Source organism: Kitasatospora sp. NPDC048545, assembly GCF_040651155.1.
GTDB lineage: Bacteria > Actinomycetota > Actinomycetes > Streptomycetales > Streptomycetaceae > Kitasatospora.
This window is the reverse complement of sequence record NZ_JBEZIQ010000008.1, coordinates 193,082-214,261: the sequence shown is the minus strand read 5'-3', so window position 1 is coordinate 214,261 and position 21,180 is coordinate 193,082. Positions and strand designations below refer to the sequence as shown.

General features: G+C 73.6%; 12 protein-coding genes and 1 pseudogene. 2 read left to right on the top strand and 11 right to left on the bottom strand.

The features are described from left to right. A pseudogene (locus AB0D10_RS11040) lies at window positions 1-99 on the top strand (ATP-binding protein); the annotation flags it as partial. Window positions 100-166: 67 nt separating this feature from the next. Here AB0D10_RS11040 and cimA read toward each other — a convergent pair. From cimA to AB0D10_RS11020, 4 genes are all read right to left on the bottom strand, one after another. Beyond that, a complete protein-coding gene (cimA, locus tag AB0D10_RS11035) occupies window positions 167-1,771 on the bottom strand; it encodes a citramalate synthase (RefSeq protein ID WP_360254197.1) in 1,605 nt (534 codons plus the stop codon). A 389-nt stretch (window positions 1,772-2,160) separates the two neighbouring features. Beyond that, window positions 2,161-3,273, bottom strand: a complete 1,113-nt coding sequence (locus tag AB0D10_RS11030) for a branched-chain amino acid aminotransferase (RefSeq protein ID WP_360254195.1) — start codon at window positions 3,271-3,273, stop codon at window positions 2,161-2,163. 276 nt (window positions 3,274-3,549) lie between these two features. Next, complete coding sequence (locus tag AB0D10_RS11025) at window positions 3,550-4,587, bottom strand: 3-isopropylmalate dehydrogenase (RefSeq protein ID WP_360254193.1); 1,038 nt, start codon at window positions 4,585-4,587, stop codon at window positions 3,550-3,552. 67 nt (window positions 4,588-4,654) lie between these two features. Further along, the gene (locus tag AB0D10_RS11020) at window positions 4,655-5,218 is read right to left on the bottom strand and encodes a Uma2 family endonuclease (protein ID WP_360254191.1); all 564 of its coding nucleotides are present in this window, start codon (window positions 5,216-5,218) and stop codon (window positions 4,655-4,657) included. 170 nt (window positions 5,219-5,388) lie between these two features. On the opposite strand from AB0D10_RS11020, the gene AB0D10_RS11015 reads away from it, so the two are divergent. After that, complete coding sequence (locus AB0D10_RS11015; protein ID WP_360254189.1) at window positions 5,389-7,953, top strand: YfhO family protein; 2,565 nt, start codon at window positions 5,389-5,391, stop codon at window positions 7,951-7,953. 58 nt (window positions 7,954-8,011) lie between these two features. On the opposite strand, the gene AB0D10_RS11010 is transcribed toward AB0D10_RS11015, so the two are convergent. The 7 genes from AB0D10_RS11010 to AB0D10_RS10980 form a co-directional block, all read right to left on the bottom strand. After that, the gene (locus tag AB0D10_RS11010) at window positions 8,012-11,386 is read right to left on the bottom strand and encodes a S8 family serine peptidase (protein ID WP_360254187.1); all 3,375 of its coding nucleotides are present in this window, start codon (window positions 11,384-11,386) and stop codon (window positions 8,012-8,014) included. 261 nt (window positions 11,387-11,647) lie between these two features. Continuing rightward, a complete protein-coding gene (locus tag AB0D10_RS11005) occupies window positions 11,648-11,809 on the bottom strand; it encodes a hypothetical protein (protein ID WP_360254185.1) in 162 nt (53 codons plus the stop codon). A 347-nt stretch (window positions 11,810-12,156) separates the two neighbouring features. After that, window positions 12,157-13,743: a phosphoglycerate dehydrogenase gene (serA, locus tag AB0D10_RS11000; RefSeq protein WP_360254217.1), complete on the bottom strand. Its 1,587-nt coding sequence runs from the start codon at window positions 13,741-13,743 to the stop codon at window positions 12,157-12,159. A gap of 242 nt (window positions 13,744-13,985) precedes the next feature. After that, complete coding sequence (gene ilvC, locus AB0D10_RS10995) at window positions 13,986-14,984, bottom strand: ketol-acid reductoisomerase (protein ID WP_360254183.1); 999 nt, start codon at window positions 14,982-14,984, stop codon at window positions 13,986-13,988. 119 nt (window positions 14,985-15,103) lie between these two features. Continuing rightward, on the bottom strand, window positions 15,104-15,628 hold the full coding sequence (gene ilvN, locus AB0D10_RS10990; protein ID WP_030057405.1) for an acetolactate synthase small subunit: 525 nt from the start codon (window positions 15,626-15,628) through the stop codon (window positions 15,104-15,106). Window positions 15,629-15,657: 29 nt separating this feature from the next. After that, the gene (locus tag AB0D10_RS10985; protein WP_360254181.1) at window positions 15,658-17,511 is read right to left on the bottom strand and encodes an acetolactate synthase large subunit; all 1,854 of its coding nucleotides are present in this window, start codon (window positions 17,509-17,511) and stop codon (window positions 15,658-15,660) included. Window positions 17,512-17,839: 328 nt separating this feature from the next. Next, window positions 17,840-20,800 (bottom strand): EAL domain-containing protein, encoded by a 2,961-nt coding sequence (locus AB0D10_RS10980; RefSeq protein WP_360254215.1) that lies wholly within the window; start codon window positions 20,798-20,800, stop codon window positions 17,840-17,842. Window positions 20,801-21,180: the final 380 nt, after the last annotated feature.

Below are 21,180 nucleotides of genomic sequence, written 5' to 3'. Positions count from 1 at the left end.
GACACCCCGGTCGTCACCTTGGACGCACGCCGCCGCGACAGCGCCAAGAGCGCCCTCATCACGCTCGTCGAACACGCCCTGCTCGCCCGACTGCGGTGACCCAGGCACACGTGGCCCGTCGGACCCCGCGCGGAGTCCGACGGGCCACGGCCCTGCCCCCGGCCGGCTACTCGGTGGGCTCCAGCCCGGCGCGGACCAGGCCGTAGGTGTACGCGTCCTCCAGCGCCAGCCAGGAGGCGGCGACCACGTTGTCCGCGACGCCGACGGTGGACCAGGTCGACGTGCCGTCGGTCGACTCGACCAGCACCCGCGTCTTGGACCCGGTGCCGTGCTGGCCCTCCAGGATGCGGACCTTGTAGTCCACCAGCTCGAAGGTGGCCAGCGGCGGGTAGATGCCCTCCAGCGCGGTGCGCAGGGCCTGGTCCAGCGCGTCCACCGGGCCGTTGCCCTCGCCGACGGCGGTGCGGCGCTCGCCCTTGGCCCAGAGCTTGACGGTCGCCTCGTTGCCGGAAACCCCGTTCGGGCCCTGCTCGCTGATGGTCCGCCAGGACTCCAGGGTGTAGAAGCGCTCCCGGCTGCCGCGCACCTCGTCGCGCAGCAGCAGCTCGAAGGAGGCGTCGGCGGACTCGTAGGTGTAGCCGAGGTTCTCCTGCTCCTTCACCTTGGCGACCACCCGGCCCGCCAGATCCCGGTCGGTGGACAGGTCGTAGCCGAGCTCCTTGCCTTTGAGTTCGACGGAGGCCCGGCCGGCCATGTCGGAGACCAGCATCCGCATGGTGTTGCCGACCCGCTCGGGGTCGATGTGCTGGTACAGGTCCGGATCGACCTTGATCGCGGAGGCGTGCAGTCCCGCCTTGTGGGCGAAGGCCGAGTAGCCGACGTACGGCTGGTGGGTGGAGGGCGCCAGGTTGACCAGCTCGGCGATCGCGTGCGAGATCCGGGTCATCTCGGGCAGCCGGCCCGCGGGCAGCACCCGGCGGTCGTACTTGATCTCCAGGGCGCCGACCACCGGGAACAGATTGGCGTTGCCGACCCGCTCGCCGTAGCCGTTGGCCGTGCACTGGACGTGGGTGGCGCCGGCGTCCACCGCGGCCAGGGTGTTGGCCACCGCGCAGCCGGTGTCGTCCTGGGCGTGGATGCCGAGCCGGGCACCGGTAACCGCCAGGACGTCGGCGACGGTGTCCCGGACACCGGCCGGCAGCATCCCGCCGTTGGTGTCGCAGAGCACCACCACGTCCGCGCCGGCCTCGTGCGCGGTGCGGACCACGGCGAGGGCGTACTCCCGGTTCGCCCGGTAGCCGTCGAAGAAGTGCTCGCAGTCGATGAACACCCGGCGGTCCCGGGAGCGCAGGAACTCGACGCTGTCCCGGATCATCTCCAGGTTCTCGTCCAGGGTGGTGCGCAGCGCCAGCTCCACGTGCCGGTCGTGCGCCTTGGCGACCAGCGTGATCACGGGGGCACCGGAGCCGACCAGCGCGGCCAGCTGCGGGTCGTCCGCGGCCCGGCCGCCGGCCCGGCGGGTGGCTCCGAAGGCGACCAGCTGTGCGTGCTCCAGCTCCAGCTCGGCGGCGGCCCGGGCGAAGAACTCGGTGTCGCGGGGGTTGGCCCCGGGCCAGCCGCCCTCGATGAAGCCGACCCCGAACTCGTCCAGGTGCCGGGCGATGGCCAGCTTGTCCGCCACCGTCAGGTTGATGCCCTCGCGCTGGGCGCCGTCGCGCAGCGTGGTGTCGAACACGTGGAAACTGTCGTCGGTACGGCTGACCTCGGTCATGACCCCTGGTTCTCCGTTCGGGGAGGTTCGTACTGCTCTGGCCGGATTTTCTGGTCCCGGCTCCACTGTCCAGGATCTCGCGCGCGGCCCCGGTGTCCCCGGGCCCTTCGTGGGGGCCCTCGGCCGGTCCGGGTGGCGGTGCTCGGCGGGGCGGTGCCCACAAAGCAAAAGACCCCTCGCGGGTGCGAGAGGTCTGCGCGCGGGTCTGGACGCTCGTGGTCGCTCCGCATCGGGTCCTGCGGGAGCGGTCACTGCGGACCGGCGCGCCTGCTGCCGATAATCAGCGAAAGCGAGGACACGCTGGCAGTCTGGCACAGCTCCCGGGATCCGGCCCGCCCGTCTCGCGATGCGAAACACGGCAGGCCGGAGCCGGTGTGGGCGTTCCGGAATCAGACGATCTTGTGCAGCCAGCCGTGGGTGTCGGCGTTCTGGCCGCCCTGGATCGACAGCAGCGCCTTGCGCAGCTCCATGGTGATCGGGCCCGGCTCGCCGGTGCCGACGGTCCAGTCGGCGGCGGCGGACTTCACCGAGCCGACCGGGGTGATGACGGCGGCGGTGCCGCAGGCGAAGACCTCGGTGAGGGTGCCGTCGGCGTTGGCCTGCTGCCACTCGTCGGTGGAGATCTTCCGCTCCTCGACGGCGTAGCCGAGGTCGGAGGCGAGCTGGAGCAGCGAGTCGCGGGTGATGCCGGGCAGCAGGGCGCCGGACAGCTCCGGGGTGACGATCTTCGCGTCCTTGCCCTCGCCGAAGACGAAGTACAGGTTCATGCCGCCCATCTCCTCGACCCACCGGTGCTCGGCGGCGTCGAGCCAGACGACCTGGTCGCAGCCCTTCTCGGCGGCCTGGGCCTGGGCGACCAGCGAGGCGGCGTAGTTGCCCGCGCACTTGGCGGCGCCGGTGCCGCCGGGCGCGGCCCGGACGTACTCCTTGGACAGCCAGACCGAGACCGGCTTGATGCCGCCCTGGAAGTAGGCGCCGGCCGGCGAGGCGATGATCATGAAGAGGTAGGAGTTGGCCGGTCGGACACCCAGGCCGACCTCGGTGGCGAACATGAACGGACGCAGGTAGAGGCTCTGCTCCGGCTCGTTCGGGACCCACTCCTGCTCCTGCCGGACCAGCAGCTCCACGGCCTCGACGAAGGTCTCGACCGGCAGCTCCGGCATTGCCAGACGGCGGGCCGAGGCCTGGAAGCGGGCGGCGTTGGCCTCCGGGCGGAAGGTGGCGATGGAGCCGTCGGCCTGGCGGTAGGCCTTCAGGCCCTCGAAGATCGCCTGGCCGTAGTGCAGGGTCATGTTCGCCGGGTCGATCTCCAGCGGCGCGTACGGCGCCAGCTGGGCGTCGTGCCACCCCACGCCCTCGGTCCAGCGGACGGTGACCATGTGGTCGGTGAAGACACGGCCGAAGCCGGGGTTGGTCAGCCGGGCCTCGCGCTCCGCTGCGGGCAGCGGGTGGGCGGAGGGCTTGAGGTCGAACGTGATGGGCGCCTGGGTGGGCGTGCTCATGGCTGTTTCCTTCACCGTGGGGTTGGTCCGGGCCCCACCGCCGCAAGGACGTTCCGGCGATCGAACGCCGGAACGAACGCACAGCGACACGGCCCACTGTCGATACTCGCATCCAGAGGGCCGTGCCGAACAGCCGCCGGCTCCTTTGAGAGCTGCAAGCTGCGGTTATGCGGTCCGGCCCAGCTGGCCGGACACCTTGTGGGTCCGGCCCGCCGGCCGGAACTCCGCCTTCGGATCCGGCCCGCTAGCCGGAACTCCGCCTTCGGATCCGGCCCGCTAGCCGGATACTCGCCCGGCGAGCGCGTCGCCGACCTGGGAAGTGCTGCGGGTGCCGGAGCGCTCGGCCAGGTCCGCCGCGACGGCGGCCTCGACCCGGGCGGCCTCGGCGGCGAAGCCGAGGTGCTCCAGCAGCATGGCGACGGACAGCACGGTGGCGGTCGGGTCGGCCTTGCCCTGGCCGGCGATGTCCGGCGCCGAGCCGTGCACCGGCTCGAACATCGACGGGAACTCGCCGCTCGGGTTGATGTTGCCGCTCGCGGCCAGGCCGATCCCGCCGGTGACGGCCGCGGCCAGGTCGGTCAGGATGTCGCCGAACAGGTTGTCGGTGACGATCACGTCGAAGCGCTCGGGCTGGGTGACGAAGAAGATGGTCGCCGCGTCGACGTGCAGGTAGTCGGTGGTGACCTCGGGGAACTCCGCGCCGACCGCGGCGAAGATCCGCGTCCACAGGTGCCCGGCGTGCACCAGCACGTTGTTCTTGTGCACCAGGGTGAGCTTCTTGCGCGGCCGCGCCTGGGCCCGGCGGTAGGCGTCGCGCACCACGCGCTCGATGCCGTACGCGGTGTTCAGGCTGACCTCGGTGGCCACCTCCTGCGGCGTCCCGGCGCGCAGCGTGCCGCCGTTGCCGACGTACGGGCCCTCGGTGCCCTCGCGGACGACCACGAAGTCGATGTCAGGCTCGCCGGCCAGCGGGGACTTCACCCCGGGGAAGAGGCGGCCCGGACGCAGGTTGATGTGGTGGTCGAAGGCGAAGCGCAGCTTGAGCAGCAGCCCGCGCTCCAGCACCCCCGACGGAACGCTCGGGTCGCCGATGGCGCCCAGCAGGATCGCGTCGTGCGACTTCAGCTCCGCCAGCACGTCGTCCGGCAGCGTCTCCCCCGTCCGGTGGTAGCGCCGGGCCCCGAGGTCGTACTCGGTGGTCTCCAGCTTCACATCGGCGGGAAGCACGGCGCCCAGGACCTTGAGGCCTTCGGCCACCACTTCCTGGCCGATGCCGTCACCCGGGACAACTGCGAGACGAATGGTGCGAGACATGGTCGGACCCTACTCCGCAGTCCCAGGGGCTGACACCCGGCGTCCACCATTCGGACCTGCTGTGCCGTCAGGTGAGGTCGATCTCGACCGGGAACGGCTGCTCAACCTTCAGCTGCTTGTGACAGATGCCGGTCGGGAAGTACCGCTTGGACGCCGGCTCAAGCTCGTACGTGTGGACGACTGGGCGGCCCTCGTCACACTCGACGCGCCAGAAATGACGAATGCCGGCCGCCGCGTACTTGCGCGGCTTGATCTCCCGATCACGCTCACGGGACTCCTCCGGGACGACCCCGATCGCCAACAGGACATGCTCGGCAGAGAAGCCCGTCTGGCGATAGCCCGTGTCCGAGTCCTCGTGGACCACGAGGAGATCAGGTTCCGGCCGGTTCCGCCGGTCCAGCGTGACCGTCATCTCCGGCCAGACCTCCCAACCCTCCGGAACCGCCTTCTCCAGCCCTCGCTCCAGCACGCGCTTCGCGCGGACATGGAACTTCGTCTGCGGACTGACGAAGATCAGGCTCCCGTCGATCAACTCGGTGTGCGGCGGGAGATCAGGCAGCCGGTCAAGATCCTCTGCGGTGTAGCCACCAGCAGGAGGCCGAATCCGGTCGGGATACGGCGCGATGCTCATGGTTCCGCCCGTACGGGCATCCTGACGGCCTTCCCGGGCTGCTCGGCAAGGCCATCCCGGACGCCACTCCGTCGAAGGAGCGCGTACGTCGTTTCCCGCGCCGGGGGCGCGCTTAGGGTGACCAGGTCCGGGTCACTGGTCCGGGGTCACTGGCAGAACGGGGCGTGCGGGTGAGGGCCGAGCGACGGCGGGAGTTGCTGGTCTGCGGGGGCGCGGCCGGCCTGGCGACGGGCGGGTACGCGCTGGCGGCGGGGCTGCGCGGGAAGTGGCCGGCCGGGGCGGACGCGATCGCGGTGCCGTACCACGCCCACCTGTGGGACCTGCTGCACGGGCAGGCCACCGGGGACCTGCTGTTCAACTGGAACAGCGGCTACGGCGTCCCGTTCCTGGCGGACTTCTTTGCCTACCTGATGAACCCGTTCTCCTGGCTCACCGCGTTCCTCCCCCGCGACCGGGGCGAGCTCGCCGTCCTCCTCGTCACCCTCGCCACCATCGGCCTCGGCACCGCGGCGATGGCCCGCCTGCTCGGCCGCCTCCACCCCGGCCCCCACCGGCTTCGGGCGCTCGCCGCCGTCGGGTACGGGCTGTGCGCCTGGGTGCTGGACGTCGGCGGGGCCGCGCCGATGTGGCTCTGGGGCCTGGTCTCGCTGCCGCTGCTCGGCCTCGCCGCCGACTGGTGCCTGCACGAGCGGCGCTGGGTGACCGGGACACTGTGCGTCGCCCTGGCCTGGGCGGGCAACCTGTACACCGCCGCGCTGGCCACCCTGGCCGCCGGACTCCTGTTCGCCGTGCGGCTGTTCGCCACCTCCCGGCCGTTCCGCCAGGGAGTCCGGGCCACCGGCCGGGCCGTCACCATGGCCGCCGCCGGAGTGCTGCTCGCCTCCCCGGTGCTGTTCGTCGCGGTCCGGGCCGCGCGGCAGGCCCAGCCGGAGTCCCCGGTCGAGCCGCTCGGGCCGTCCGGCCTGGGCGGGCACCTCGCCCAGTTGCTGCCCGCCACCCACGGCGGGCGGGGTCTGCCGGACGTGGCGATCGGCCTGCTGGGGTTGCTGCTGGTGTGCGGGCTGCCGTTCAACCGGCGGGTGCGGCCGCGGGTGCGGGCGGTGTGGTGCGCGGCGCTGGTGGTGGTGGGGCTCGGTTTCGTCTGGACCCCGACCGTCCTGGTCTGGCACGGCCTGGCGATCCCGGCCGGCGGACCGTACCGGGTCGCCTTCGTGCTCAGCGGCCTGCTGGTGCTGGCCGGCTGGGTGTCGCTGGCGCACCGGCCGGACCCGCCGACCCTGCTGGGCGGCGCCGCCGTGGTCGCGGTGATCGCCGGGCTGGCGGCGGGCCGGCACTCGGTCCGCCCCGCCACCTGGGTGCTGCTGACTGCCGGCGGTGCCGTCCTGCTCGCCGCGCTGTGGGTCCTGGACCGCCGGCACGCCGACCGGCGGGCGAACACCGTCGCCACCTGGGTGATCGGCGGCGCGGTGCTCGGCAACGCCGTCTGGTCCGGGTACGCGGCGCTCGGCGCGGCACCTTCCGGCAGCGTCCCCCCGGCGGCCGTGCGGGCCGGGCACGCGGCGGTCCGCGCCGCCGACGACTGGCCGCGCGGCCGCAGCGACCCCGGCCCGCACGCCTTCACCCCCAACGATCCGCTGCTGCTGGGCGGCCAGGGCGGCGGCTACTTCAGCAGCTACCTGCCGACCGCCGCCGCGCTGCTGATGCACGACCTCGGTGCAGGCTGGACGGCCGGCGGGCGGCAGACCGAGAGCGTCACCGACCCGGTCGGGCAGGCCCTGTTCGCCGTCCGCGGGCACCTGGACGACGGACCGCCGCCGTTCGGCTTCACCCCCGTCCGGGCGGCCGCGCCGCCGCCGGTGACCGTCATGCCGCCGGGCGCCCGGCCGGAGACCTCCTCGGTGTGGTCCCGGCAGGAGTCGCTGCTCGGCAGCCAGGTGTACGACGCCCCGCTGCCCGTTCCGGACGGCGGTCCGGCGCCCACCCTGCACGGCACCAGCGGCTGGTCGGTGCCGTCCGGCGGCGGAGGCACCGTCCTCGCCGCCGCCTGCACGCCCGGCTCGACGGCGTTCTTCCACGGCGTCTGGTACCGGGGCACGGTCAGCGGCCTCGGCACCAGCTACCGCAGCGACGGCGAGCAGCCGACCACGGCTGTGGCGATCCACCGGCTGGGGACCGTCCCGGCGGACGGGGTGGTCCGGGTGACGCTGCGGTCCGACACCGTCAGCCAGGTCCCCGCCCGGCCGATCGGCTGTCTGCGCACCGGCGCCCTGGACGCCGCCGTCGCCCGGCTCACCGCGACCGGCGCGACCCGGGTCGAGGCGAGCGGGCACACCCTGGCGGCGACCCTCCCGACGGGCTCCACCGGCATCGCGCTGCTCTCCGTCCCGGCCACCGAGGGCTGGACCTGCGCCGTCGACGGCGGCCTGCCCGTCGTCCCCACCCCGGTCCTGGGCATGATCGGTGTGCCGCTCGGCCCCGGCGCCTCCAGGATCGCCTGCTCGTTCCGCCCACCGGGCCTCACCGAGGGGCTCATCGTCAGCTCGGCCACGGCCGGCGCCCTCGGCCTGGTCGCCGTCTTCAGCCGGCTCTCCCGCCGCCCCACCCGCACGCCCCGCCGCGACCGGCGCACCGCCCTGGCGACCGGGGACACCGACGACACGGGCGACACGGGGGACACCGGGGACGCCCGGGACGCCCGGGACGCCCGGGACACCGGGGACGCCCGGGACGCGTAGGGGGCGGCCCGCCGACCGCTGTCGGCGAACCGCCCCCGGGTGGTCCCGGCCCGCCCGGTCAGGGCAGGGTCAGCACCTGCGCCCGCCGCTCACCCCGGTTGAGGTGGTGCAGCAGCAGGAGCCCGGAGCCGCCGCCCGCCGTGCGGTGCACGGCGAGGAAGCCGCCCGGGCCGACGGGCGCCATGACCGCCGGGGGGCCGGTGAGGCCGACCCGGGCGGTGAGGGCCGGGTGCAGGACGTCCAGCGGGACGGTCGGCCGGGTGCCGCGCAGGCCGATGGCGGCGTAGGCCTCGGCCGGGTCCGGTGTGCCGGAGGTGGCGACGCCGGTCCAGACGCCGTAGTGGACGGTGCTGCGGCCGGGGCCGACGCCGGGCAGGGCGCTCAGCCGGACGGGCAGCACGACCACGTCGCTGTCCAGCAGCGCGGTGTCGGTGTCGCCCCAGCGGGCGTTGAGCGGCTGGACGTCGAGTTCGTTCCCGGTGCGCGCGTCGAGGGCGCGGGAGACCAGGACGTCGCTGCCGCGCAGCCGGTCGGCCTTGAGGATGACGTCGGTGCTGCCGTCCCCGTCGGTGTCCAGCGCGACCCGCACGCCGTACAGCCCGACCGGGGTGGCCGAGGCGGCCCACGACTGCACGCCCACGTAGAGCGTGTCGGCGTCGACGGCGGCGCCGACCGCGCGCAGGTTCGCGGCCCGTTCGGCGGGGTGCTCGACGCAGAGGTCCTGCGCGGGGTCGGTGCCCTCCCCCGCACCGTCGGGCCGGATGCCCGCGCCCGGCCCGGGGGTGGCCGCGCCCGGCCCGGGGGTGGCGGCGCTGCCGGGCGGGCAGTCGGCCCAGCGGGCGCCTTCGCCGCCGAGGGCGAGTGCGGTGAGCAGTCCGGGTGCCGCGCCGGGCGCCGAGCTGCCGCCGAGCGTGACGAGGGTGCCGTCCCGCGCGGTGCGGGCGGTGGCCGTCACCGCGAGGTCGCTCGTCGGCCGCGGGGCGGCGAGCACCGGGACCCGCAGCTGCGGCAGGGCGTCCGCGACCGGTGTCAGCAGCACCCGCCCGGAGAGCTCGCCGCGGTAGCTGCGCGCCCTGCCGCCCTGCGTGGTGTCGATGGTGGGGTCGGGCGCGCGGCCCAGCCGCCCGGGGACGGAGAGCGTCACCCGCACCCGCGCGGTGCCGCCGGCCGGGACGTCGACCCGGTCCGGGGTCACCCGGAAGGAGGCCCCGGGCAGTTCGGTGGCCGCCGCGTAGCCGGTGCGGTAGCCCAGCGGCCGGTCGGAGTGGTTGCGGACCTCGATCTCCCGGGTGAGCGCCGTCGGCCCGCCGACTTCGACCGGTCCGAACGAGACGCCGACGCCGCCCTCCTCGGCGCCCTCCCCCGCGGCGTAGGCGACGACGGGCGTGCGGACCGCCTGGTCGACCCGGACCCGCCCGGCCCCGGTGCGCTCGGGCCCGTAGACCGGCCCGCCGTGGTCGTCGCCGACGTAGGTGTCCGTGGTGGTGTTCATCAGCGCGGCCTTGACCTGCTCGACCGGCCAGTCCGGGTGTGCGGCGCGGACCAGCGCGGCGAGCCCGGCGACGTGCGGGCTGGCCATGGAAGTGCCGTTCTCGCGCTGCCCCCCGGTGCCGCTGCCGACCAGGGCGGACCAGATGGTCTCGCCGGGCGCCGCCAGGTCGGGTTTGACCACGCCGGGCACGCCGATGCCGCGCGAGGTGAAGTCGGTGAGGGTGTCGGTCCGGGCCGGCTGGTCCTGTCCGACGGAGCCGTGCAGCGGGTTGCCGGGGGCGGCGAGCCGGACCCGCACCCGCCCGGCGGCCGCTGCCTGCCGCAGGCGTTCGCCGTCGGCGCGGGCCAGCAGGGCGACCGGGACGCGGTCGTCGCCGGCGATCTCGGCGAGGTGGTCGGTGTCGGCGGCGTACAGCGCGCCGATCGCGCCCGCATCGGCGGCGTGGTCGGCGCGCGGGCCGGAGTTGCAGGCCCGGTCGGCGTCCCTGGTCGTCCAGGCGAGCACGGCGATCTTCCCGGCCAGCCGCTGCCGGTCGGCCTCGCCGAAGGCGGTGCAGCCGTCCGACTGGTCGGCGGGCAGGGCGAGTTCACCGCTCACCTCGGCGCCGACCCAGCCCTGGTAGCGCTCGCTCCAGTGCGCCGGGACGATGCCGGCCAGGGCGGCGGGGGCGAGCACGGTGATGCCGTCCACGTCGGCGTGCCCGTGGACGGAGGCGGCGACGGTGATCGCCCGGGCGGCGGTGCCGGGGCTGCCGCCGATGCCGTACACGTCGCCCTCGTTGCCCGCGGCCGCGACCACGACGGTGCCCAGCGCGGCGAGCCGGTCGACGGCCAGGGCGTCGGTGTCGTCGGCGCTGCCGAAGCGGCTGCCGAGCGAGAGGTTGACGACGTCGAGCCGGTCGGCCAGGTCGCCGTCGCCGTTCGGGTCGGCGGCCAGGTCGAGGGCCTCGGTGAGCCGGTCGGTGGAGCCGTCGCAGCCGAACACCCGGATCGCGTACAGCTGGGCGCCGGGGGCGGCGCCGGGGCCGATCCTGAACGCGGCCGGGTCGAGTCCGGGCCCGTACGGGCCGGTGTACGGCCGGCCGTCGGCGGTGACGCCGTACCCGGCCGCGGTGCCGGCGACGTGGGTGCCGTGCCCGTTGCGCACGCAGTCGAGCGGGTTGTCGCCGGGGTGCGGGACCGGCTGGTGGTGCGGGGAGGCCGGGTCCGGGTCGTAGTCGTCGCCGACCAGGTCCTTGCCGCCGATCACCTTGGCGTTGGGGAACAGTGCGGGCGGCGCGGGCTTGCCGCGCTCGACCGAACGGAAGGCCTCCTCGGTGCCGGGACCGCCGAAGTCGGCGTGGGTGTAGTCGATACCGCTGTCGATGATCCCGATCCGCACGCCCTTCCCGGTGTTGCCGGCGGGTGCGGAGCCGCCGGCCCAGACCTGCGGGGCGCCGGTCAGCGGGACGGAGTGGGCGTTGTCTCGCCGCTTGGCGACGATCGGGTGGACGGCCCGGACGCCGGGCAGCGCCCGCAGCGCGGGCAGCCGGTCGGCGGGCGCCTCGACGGCGAGGCCGGTGAGCAGGGTGCGGGTGCGGTAGAGCTCGCGGACGGCGGGCGCGGCCCGGTGGACGGCGCCGGCGAGCCGGTCGAGCGCGTCGCCCGCGCGGGCCCGCTGGGCGGCGCCGGCCCGCGCGGCCTCCTGACGGACGGCCTCCGGGGGGCGCTGCTCCCGCCGGGCCCCGTCGGCGGCGCGCCGCCAGGCGGGGCCGGCCGCCTCGGTGCCGAGTTCGAGCAGGACGGAGGCCGTTCGACCGGCCCCCGGTGGTCCCGCGGACGGTGGTCCGGCGGTCGGTGGTCCGCCCGCCGCCGGGGTGGCGGCGAGGACGGCGCTCCCGGCCAGCAGGGTCAGGGTGAGGCCGATCCGGACGAAGGGTCGGCGGACGGGTGGCAGACGCACTGGGCCCTCTCCCCCGGCAGGGGGGACTGATCCGCACTCGGTGCCGCTGACGCCCGCCCGCGCAGACGTCGATCACCCTTCCGGGGGCCCCAAATTAGGATGATCGCGCCGGCCCGGGCGAGCAACTTCCCTCGAATGGAACGAGGTTGCACCCTACGGAGTGACATGCCATCAGCCCGTTCGGCCCAGTCAGCCGATGAACGCCACCCGCGGTGCCGCCCAGTGGTGGCTGCCCAGTGGTGGCTGCCCAGTGGTGGCCGGTCAGTGATGGCCGGTCACGCCGCCGTTGTCCCGGCGGTCCAGCGAGCGCTGCAGGGCGGCGGCGGCGAAGGGGGTGCGCTCGGCGGCCCGCCGGCGGCGCGGGGCGCGGACGGGGGTCGTGGCGGTCGCGGTGGCGGCGTGGCGGTCAGCGGTGGGGGGCATACCTGGCTCCTTGGAAGCGGCGCTGCCGAGGGCGAGCGCGGGGGTGGGAGACGGAGGCGCCGCGCGTCCCGGGGAGGGTGGCGGTGGCGACGGGATGGAACGCGCGGGAGCAGGGGTCGCCTGCCCGTGAGGGCGCACGCACACACGGGCCGCGCGCCCTGGCTACAGGGGCGGCACACCGTATGGCTCTTCCACGGTACGACCCGGCTCCGGCCGTGTCTGCACGAATACTCGGATTTCCTAGTATCTGAGACGGGAGTCACCCGGGAACGTGCAGCAGGGCCCGGACCGCCGATCGATCGGCGGTCCGGGCCCTGCGCGGGACGACGGGCACGGGGCCCGGAGGATCAGCCCAGGTCGACCGAGCGCGCGAAGCGGGCGCCGATCTCGGCGGCGATCGCCGACAGCACGTCCTGCGGGATCTCGCTGTCCACGGTGAGGGAGGCCAGCGCGCCGTCGCCGTCGCGGGCGACCTGCATGCCGGCGATGTTGATGCCGGCGTCGCCGAGGTGGCGGCCGAGCACGCCGACCACGCCGGGGCGGTCCTCGTACTTGAAGAAGGCCATGTGGTCGGTGAGCGCCACGTCCACGTCGAAGGCGTCCACGCCGACGATCTTCTGGGTCTGCTTGGGGCCGGCCAGCGTGCCGGAGATGGCGATCTCCTCGCCGTTGGCGAGGGTGCCGCGCACAGTGATCACGTTGCGGTGCTCGGGGCTCTCGCTGGAGGTCGTCAGACGGACCTCGACACCGCGCTCCTGGGCGAACAGCGGGGCGTTGACGTAGGACACCGTCTCCGCCACCACGTCCTCGAACACGCCCTTCAGCGCGGACAGTTCGAGCACCTTCACGTCGTGCTGGGTGATCTCGCCGCGGACCTCGACGTCGAGCCGGACGGCGACCTCGCCGGCCAGCGCGGTGAAGATCCGGCCGAGCTTCTCGGCCAGCGGCAGGCCCGGACGGACGTCCTCGGCGATCACGCCGCCCTGGACGTTCACGGCGTCCGGTACGAGCTCGCCGGCGAGCGCGAGGCGCACCGACCTGGCGACCGCGATGCCCGCCTTCTCCTGCGCCTCGTCGGTGGAGGCGCCCAGGTGCGGGGTGGCGACCACGTTGTCGAAGGCGAACAGCGGGGAGTCGGTGCACGGCTCCTTGGCGTACACGTCGAGGCCCGCGCCGGCCACCCGGCCGTCGCGCAGCGCGCTCGCGAGCGCCTCCTCGTCCACGATGCCGCCGCGGGCGGCGTTCACGATGCGCACGGTCGGCTTGACCTTGTGCAGCGCCTCGTCGCCGATCAGGCCGATCGTCTCGGGGGTCTTGGGGAGGTGGACGGTGATGAAGTCCGAGACCTCCAGCAGCTCCTCCAGGGTGACCAGCTTGACGCCCATCTGGGCGGCGCGGGCGGCCTGGATGTAGGGGTCGTACGCGACGATCTTCATCCCGAACGCGGACATCCGCTGGGCGACCAGGACGCCGATCCGGCCGAGGCCGACGACGCCGAGGGTCTTCTCGCTCAGCTCGACGCCGGTGTACTTGTTGCGCTTCCACTCGCCCTGCTTGAGCGCGGCGTTGGCCGGCGCGATGTTGCGGGCGACGGAGATCAGGAGGCCGCAGGCGAGTTCGGCGGCGGTGACGATGTTGGAGGTCGGCGCGTTGACGACCATCACACCGGCCTTGGTGGCCGCGGCGACGTCCACGTTGTCCAGACCGACGCCGGCCCGGGCGACCACCTTGAGCTTGCGGGCGGCGGCCAGCGCCTCGGCGTCGACCTTGGTGGCGGAGCGGATCAGGATCGCGTCGACGTCGGCGATCGCGGTGAGCAGCTCGGTGCGGTCGGCGCCGTTGCAGTGGCGGATCTCGATGTCGGGTCCGAGGGCGTCGACGGTGGCGGGCGACAGCTCTTCGGCGATCAGAACGACGGCGGTCTTGGATGTCACAGTGCTCACGACAGTGTGTCCTTAACTCTGCGGTTCCCCCGGCACGTAGGTGGCGTGGAAGGGCGGGGGAAGGTGGCATGCCGCGTAGGTAGACGCACGACGCTGTGGGCCTGACGCGCACTCGGAGTGTATCGACGGGCTGGGTGCCAGGCTGCTCCCGTCCGGCGAAATCACCCGGACGGGAGCAGCCTACTTGTACAAGGCAGTTGCGGAACCGGGCCACGCGAACGGCCCGCGGAGGCTCAGGCCTTCTCGTTGACCCAGCTCATCAGCGAACGCAGCTTCTTGCCGGTGGTCTCCAGCAGGTGGTCCTCGTCGGCCTTCTTGTACTCGTTGTACTTCGGCAGGCCCGCCTTGTACTCGGCGATCCAGGTGTTGGCGAAGGTGCCGTCCTGGATCTCGGCGAGGACCTTCTTCATCTCGGCCTTGGTGTCGGCGGTGATGATGCGCGGGCCGGTGACGTAGTCGCCCCACTCGGCGGTCTCGGAGACCGACCAGCGCATCTTCTCCAGGCCGCCCTCGTACATCAGGTCGACGATGAGCTTCAGCTCGTGCAGGCACTCGAAGTAGGCGATCTCCGGCTGGTAGCCGGCCTCGACCAGGGTCTCGAACCCGGCCTTCACCAGGGCGGCGGTGCCACCGCAGAGGACGGCCTGCTCACCGAACAGGTCGGTCTCGGTCTCCTCGGTGAAGGTGGTCTTGATGACGCCGGCCTTCGTGGCGCCCAGGCCCTTCGCGTACGACAGCGCCAGGTCGAAGGCCTTGCCGGTGGCGTCCTGCTCGACGGCGACGATCGCCGGGACGCCGCGGCCCTCCTCGTACTGGCGGCGGACCAGGTGGCCCGGGCCCTTCGGGGCGACCATGCAGACGTCGACGTCCGCCGGGGGCTTGATGAAGCCGAAGCGGATGTTCAGGCCGTGGCCGAAGAACAGGGCGTCGCCGGACTTCAGGTGCGGGGCGATGTCGGCCGCGTAGACGTCGGCCTGGATCGGGTCCGGGACCAGGATCATGATGACGTCGGCCTCGGCCGCGGCCTCGGCCGGGGTGACGACGCGCAGGCCGGCCTCCTCCGCCTTGGCGCGGGACTTGGACTCCGGCTTCAGGCCGACCCGGACGTCGGCGCCGGAGTCGCGCAGGGACAGCGCGTGGGCGTGGCCCTGGCTGCCGTAGCCGATGACCGCGACCTTGCGGCCCTGGATGATGGACAGGTCGGCGTCGTCTTCGTAGAACAGCTCGGCCACGGGGGCACATCTCCTTGCATCATGGTGCCGGGGTACGCGGTATTCACCGTATGCGGTCCCGGCGGTTGTGGGGTCTTTGCTTCAGGGTTTGAGACGGGCGGGTCGCCGTCCCGCGCCGGTCAGGCGCTGCGGTCGAGCGCGCGCAGCGACCGGTCCGTGATGGAACGGGCGCCGCGGCCGATGGCGACCAGGCCGGACTGGACCAACTCCTTGATGCCGTAAGGCTCCAGCATCCGGAGCATGGCCTCCAGCTTGTCCGAACTGCCGGTGGCCTCGATGGTCACCGCTTCGGGCGACACGTCGACGGTCTTGGCACGGAACAGCTGGACGATCTCGACGATCTGCGACCGGGTCTCGTTGTCGGCGCGGACCTTCACCAGGACCAGTTCCCGCTGGATCGCAGCGGCCTGGTCGAGTTCGACGATCTTTATCACGTTCACGAGCTTGTTGAGCTGCTTGGTGACCTGTTCCAGCGGGAGGTCCTCGACGTTGACCACGATCGTCATCCGGGACACGTCCGGGTGCTCGGTCGGACCGACGGCGAGGGAGTCGATGTTGAAGCCCCGACGGGAGAACAGCGAGGCGATGCGGGCGAGCACGCCGGGCTTGTTCTCGACCAGGACGGAGAGGGTGTGCTTGGACATGTGGTTCCTCAGTCGCTCTGGTGGTGGGGTCAGTCGGAGTCGTCGCCGAAGTCGGGGCGGACGCCCTTGGCGAACTGGATCTCGTCGTTGCTGGTCCCGGCCGCGACCATCGGCCAGACCATGGCGTCCTGGTGGACGATGAAGTCGATGACGACCGGACGGTCGTTGATCTCCATCGCCTGCTTGATGACCGCGTCGAGGTCCTCGGGGCGCTCGCAGCGCAGGCCCACGCAGCCCATCGCCTCGGACAGCAGGACGAAGTCGGGGATCCGGGTGCCCTGGGCCGGCGGCTCGATGCCGTCGTGGCCCGGGCCGGCGTGCAGCACGGTGTTGGAGTAGCGCTGGTTGTAGAACAGCGTCTGCCACTGCCGGACCATGCCCAGCGAGCCGTTGTTGATGACCGCGACCTTGATCGGGATGTCGTTCAGGGCGCAGGTGACCAGTTCCTGGTTGGTCATCTGGAAGCAGCCGTCGCCGTCGATGGCCCAGACCGGGGTCTGCGGGCTGCCGGCCTTGGCGCCCATCGCGGCGGGGACGGCGTAGCCCATGGTCCCGGCGCCGCCGGAGTTCAGCCAGGTGCCGGGCTTCTCGAACCGGATGAACTGCGAGCTCCACATCTGGTGCTGGCCCACGCCCGCGGCGTAGATCGCCTCGGGGCCGACCAGCTTCCCGATCCGCTCGATGACCTGCTGCGGCGAGAGCTGGCCGTTCGGGGCCGGCTCGTAGCCGATCGGGTAGGTCTTCTTCCACTCGTCGAGCTTCTCCCACCACTCGGCGTAGTCGCCCTTGTGGCCGGCGTCGAACTCGGCCTGGACGGCGACGATCAGGTCGGCGAGCACCTCGCGGGCGTCGCCGACGATCGGCACGTCCGCCGGGCGGTTCTTGCCGATCTCGGCCGGGTCGATGTCGGCGTGGACGACCTTGGCGTACGGGGCGAAGCTGTCCAGCTTGCCGGTGACGCGGTCGTCGAAGCGGGCGCCGAGGGTGAACAGCAGGTCCGACTTCTGCAGGGCGGTGACGGCCGGGACGGAGCCGTGCATGCCGGGCATGCCCAGGTGCTGCGGGTGGCTGTCCGGGAAGGCGCCGAGCGCCATCAGGGTGGTGACCACGGGCGCGCCGGTCAGCTCGGCGAGGATCCGCAGCTCGGCGGTGGCCTGCGCCTTGATCACGCCGCCGCCGACGTACAGCACCGGGCGCTTCGCGCCGACCAGCATCTTCGCGGCCTCGCGGATCTGCTTGGCGTGCGGCTTGGTGACCGGCCGGTAGCCGGGCAGGGCGGCCTCGACCGGCCAGCGGAAGGTGGTGGTCGCCTGCAGCGCGTCCTTGGCGATGTCGACCAGGACCGGGCCGGGGCGGCCGGTGGCGGCGATGTGGAAGGCCTCGGCGATCACCCGGGGGATCTCGGCGGGGTCGGTGACCAGGTAGTTGTGCTTGGTGATGGGCATCGTGATGCCGCAGATGTCCGCCTCCTGGAAGGCGTCGGTGCCGATCGCCTTGGAGGAGACCTGTCCGGTGATCGCGACCATCGGCACGGAGTCCATGTAGGCGTCGGCGATCGGGGTGACCAGGTTGGTCGCGCCCGGCCCGGAGGTGGCCATGCAGACCCCGACCTTGCCGGTGGCCTGGGCGTACCCGGTGGCGGCGTGGCCGGCGCCCTGCTCGTGACGGACCAGGATGTGGCGCACCTTGGCCGAATCCATCAGCGGGTCGTACGCGGGAAGGATGGCCCCGCCCGGGATGCCGAAGACGGTGTCCGCGCCCACGGCCTCCAGGGAGCGGATGAGCGACTGGGCGCCGGTCATGGTCTCGACGACGTGCTGGGGAGCGGGAGCGTTGGCGGCCGGGTTGTCCCCGCGGCGGGGGGATGCGGCGTGCTCGGTCATCTGCCTGTCTCTTCTCGGTTCTTGCCGACCCGGCTGCGGGCCCCGGTGCTGCGAGGGTGGGGTCCCGGTCCGGGTCGATCGCCGGCTCTGCCTCAATCCTCCCGCTCGATCCGTCGGAGCGACGTTCTCGGGCGGCCGAGGCCAGGGGTCTTGCGGGGGTGGAACAGCGTCAGTGCAACAAAAAACCCCTCGTGCCCAAGGGCATGCGAGGGGTGGCGCGTCGGTCTGTCACGAGCAGGGCGTGCGAGCCCTGTCAGCCGACGCGCCCGCCAAGTACGAGAATTCGGGTGCGCATGGCAACGACCATCCTCCCGTCCGGGGTGGCGTGTCAAGCAGGTGGGATGACCGTCTCGCCATGCGGACCGCCTGCCGGACCGCCGGCGGCCCGGTGTTCGGGCAGGTCAGAGCCACCGTGGTGATGTGCGACACATCCCGGCCCGGCGTCCGTCCGGCCACTCGTCCGGGTGTCGGCGGCCAGGTACCCGCGACGGGTGGGGAGTGGGGCGGGGGGCTTCGGCAGCGGGTAGCCGCGGCGGGCCAGCGCGCGGCGCAGCCGGGGCTCGTCCAGCGGCGGGGCGAAGGCCGAGCCCTGGGCCTGCCCGCAGCCCAGCTCCTGCAGCACGGTGACCTGGCGGGGCAGGTCCACCCCCTCGGCGGCGGTGGCCATCCCGAGGTCGCGGCCGAGCCGCAGGGCGTGCCCGGCGAGCGTGCGGGCGAGCGAGGACTCGCCGAGGTCCTGGACCAGCGCGCGGTCCAGCTTGAGACCGTCCAGGGGCAGCCGGGCGAGGGCGCCGAGCGAGCCGCTGCCGGCGCCGTATCCGGCCAGCCAGGTGGAGACGCCGAGCCGGCGCAGCGCGGCCAGCCGCCGGCCGAGCTCGTCGGCGAGCGAGTCCGGCCCCATCCGGGACACCTCGATCACCAGCTCGCCGGGCGGCAGCCCGCTGTCGCGCAGCGCGGCGGCCACCGTCTCGTACAGGCCGGGCGAGCAGAGCCGCTCGGCGCAGAGCCGCACGGCCACCGGGACGGGCTCCGGCGCTCCGTGGCCCCGGCCGGGCCGGCCGCGCCGGGCGGCGGCCGCGGCGGCCGCCTCCTGGACCAGCCAGCGGGAGAACCGGGTGGCCGAGTCGCCGTGCTCGGCGGAGCGCAGGAACTCGGCCGGGGTGAGCAGCAGGCCGCCCGCGGAGCGCCAGCGGGGCTGCGCCTCGATGCCGGTCACCGCGCCGTCGGCGAGGTCCACCACGGGCTGGTGGAGCAGGGTGAAGCCGCCTTCGCGGACGGCCAGTCCGAGTCGTTCCTCCAGCTCGGTGCGGCGCTCCAGGTCGGCCCGCATCGCGGGGGTGTAGAGCACCACCCGGCCCTTGCCCTCGGACTTCGCGCGGTACATCGCGAGGTCGGCGTTGCGCATCAGCTCGTCGGCGGCGGTTCTGGGGTCGGCGGCGGGGCCGCGTTCGGGGGTGCCGAAGGCGATGCCGATGCTGGCGGCGACGCCGAGTTCGGCGCCGCCGATCCAGTACGGCTCGGAGAGCGCGACGCGCAGCCGGTCGGCCAGCTCCTGGACCTGGAGGCGGCCGAGCGGCCCGCAGACCAGCGCCGCGAACTCGTCGCCGCCGAACCGGGCGACGGTGTCGCCGCAGCGGACGGCGCCCTGCAGCCGGCGGGCGGCCTGCACCAGCAGCTCGTCGCCGACCTGGTGTCCGGCGGAGTCGTTGACCGCCTTGAAGCCGTCCAGGTCGAGGAAGAGCACGGCGATCCCGGCGCCGGTCCCGCCCTGCTGGCCGCGGGCGCCGAGGGCGGCCCGCAGCCGCTGGGCGAACAGCGCCCGGTTGGGCAGGTCGGTGAGCGGGTCGTGGAAGGCGTTGTGCTGCAACTGGGCCTGGAGCATGACGCGTTCGGTGACGTCCCGGCTGTTGAGCAGCAGCCCGTCGCGGTGCCGGCTGACCGTGGACTCGACGTGCAGCCACTCGCCGCCGCCGGAGCTGATCCGGCACTCCACCCGGGCGGAGGGCTCGGCGGTGCCCGGGGTGCGGTGGGTGGTGAGCCGGACCCGTGCGAGGTAGCGGCGGACCTCGGAGAGCACCCGGTCGACGTCCTCGGCGTGGACCAGGTCCAGCAGGTTCCCGCCGACCAGTTCCTCCGGGTCCCGCCCGTACACGCCGAGCGCGGCCGGGGAGACGTAGGAGAGCACGCCGTTCGCACCGGCGATCATGATGACGTCGCTGGACCCCTGTACCAGGGAGCGGAAGTGCGCCTCCTTGTGGGCGAGTTCCTGGGCCAGCGACAGGTTGTCGAGCAGCATCACGCCTTGCCTGAGGATCAGTGCCAGCCCGACGGTGCACGCGGCCGCGGCCACCACGCGGTCCAGTGCGCGCCCGCCGAGGGCGTTGTAGAGGATTCCGGCGGTGCAGACAGCGGCGGCCGCGTACGGGGTCAGCGCGCTGAAGGTGGTGGCCACCCGGCGGCGCGGCAGACCGCCGGCCGAGGGGTGTTCGCGCAGCGGACGGCGCCATCGCGTCGACCACGGCGCCCAGGCCAGCAGCAGGCTGCCGGAGAACCAGCCGGCGTCCAGCAGTTCGCCGGAGTGGTAGCTGCTGCGCAGCCCCGGGGAGGTGAACAGGGCGTCGCACAGCACGGTGACGGCGAGCGCCAGCATCGCGGTGTGCACCGCCGCCCGGTTGCCGTCCCGGCCGCCGAAGCGCAGTCCGACCACCAGGCTGACCAGCAGGATGTCCAGCACCGGGTAGCCCAGGTTGAGCGCCAGCCGCAGCGGGGATCCGTCCTCGCCCGCCGCGATCCGGCCGAGCGCCAGGCTCCAGCTGAGGGTGAACAGCGAGCCGGCGATCAGCCAGCCGTCGAGCAGCAGGCACAGCCAGCCGGCCGCGGAGCGCGGGCGCTGGGCGAGCACCAGGACGCCAGTGATGGCGAGCGGCGCGAACAGCAGGAAGGCGAAGTCGGCGAGCGAGTCCCGGGGCAGCGGGGTGCGCACGACCAGCTCGTACCAGCCCCAGGTGCCGTTGCCGAGGGCGACCATGAGCGAGGAGAGACCGAACAGCAGCCAGGCCGGGCGGGCGTGCCCGCCGACCGTGCAGCCGTACACCAGGCAGGACAGCGAGGCCGCGAGGGCCGCAGCGGCCAGTCCGAAGTCCCCCATGAAGATGGACAGTTGGGTGGATCCCCAGCCTGCGGCGGCACCCATGGCGTAGGCCAGGCAGAGTGCCCCCAGGGCGAGTCCCGGCAGGGCGCGGCTCTCCAGGAACCGGCGCAGCGGGCCGCGCTCGACGGGCGCGGGCATGGTGTCGACGGCGGACGTGTCGGCGGGTGGTGCACCCGGGCGTCCGGCTCCGGGCAGCACCGTATCGGTGGAGCTCACTCGGCCTCTCCCCCTCCGGCCCGGGGCCTCGCGCCCCGACCACGGGCCACCGGCCGCGCACCTCTCGGCCGTACGCGGCGGCCTGGCGCCCCGTCAGGACGGCGGCCCAGGGGGTGGGCGGCCGGTCGGTCGCCGCACCGTACCGATGCTCCCGAAATGGACCCTACACCAATTCCGTCACTCAATGACACGCACACTCAACTTAGAGTAATGGTGCGGGAGTGGGGGCTCGCTCCGGATTCCGACGGATCGGCCCGGTTGGCGGCGGCGCGCGGGCGGGGGCACACGCGGCGCGCACGGGA

Coding starts and splice junctions, on each gene's coding strand:
- AB0D10_RS10980 (WP_360254215.1), bottom strand. CDS start 20,800: ATGCCCGCGCCCGTCGAGCGCGGCCCGCTGCGCCGGTTCCTGGAGAGC.
- AB0D10_RS10985 (WP_360254181.1), bottom strand. CDS start 17,511: ATGACCGAGCACGCCGCATCCCCCCGCCGCGGGGACAACCCGGCCGCC.
- AB0D10_RS11025 (WP_360254193.1), bottom strand. CDS start 4,587: ATGTCTCGCACCATTCGTCTCGCAGTTGTCCCGGGTGACGGCATCGGC.
- AB0D10_RS11030 (WP_360254195.1), bottom strand. CDS start 3,273: ATGAGCACGCCCACCCAGGCGCCCATCACGTTCGACCTCAAGCCCTCC.
- ilvN (WP_030057405.1), bottom strand. CDS start 15,628: ATGTCCAAGCACACCCTCTCCGTCCTGGTCGAGAACAAGCCCGGCGTG.
- AB0D10_RS11020 (WP_360254191.1), bottom strand. CDS start 5,218: ATGAGCATCGCGCCGTATCCCGACCGGATTCGGCCTCCTGCTGGTGGC.
- cimA (WP_360254197.1), bottom strand. CDS start 1,771: ATGACCGAGGTCAGCCGTACCGACGACAGTTTCCACGTGTTCGACACC.
- AB0D10_RS11005 (WP_360254185.1), bottom strand. CDS start 11,809: ATGCCCCCCACCGCTGACCGCCACGCCGCCACCGCGACCGCCACGACC.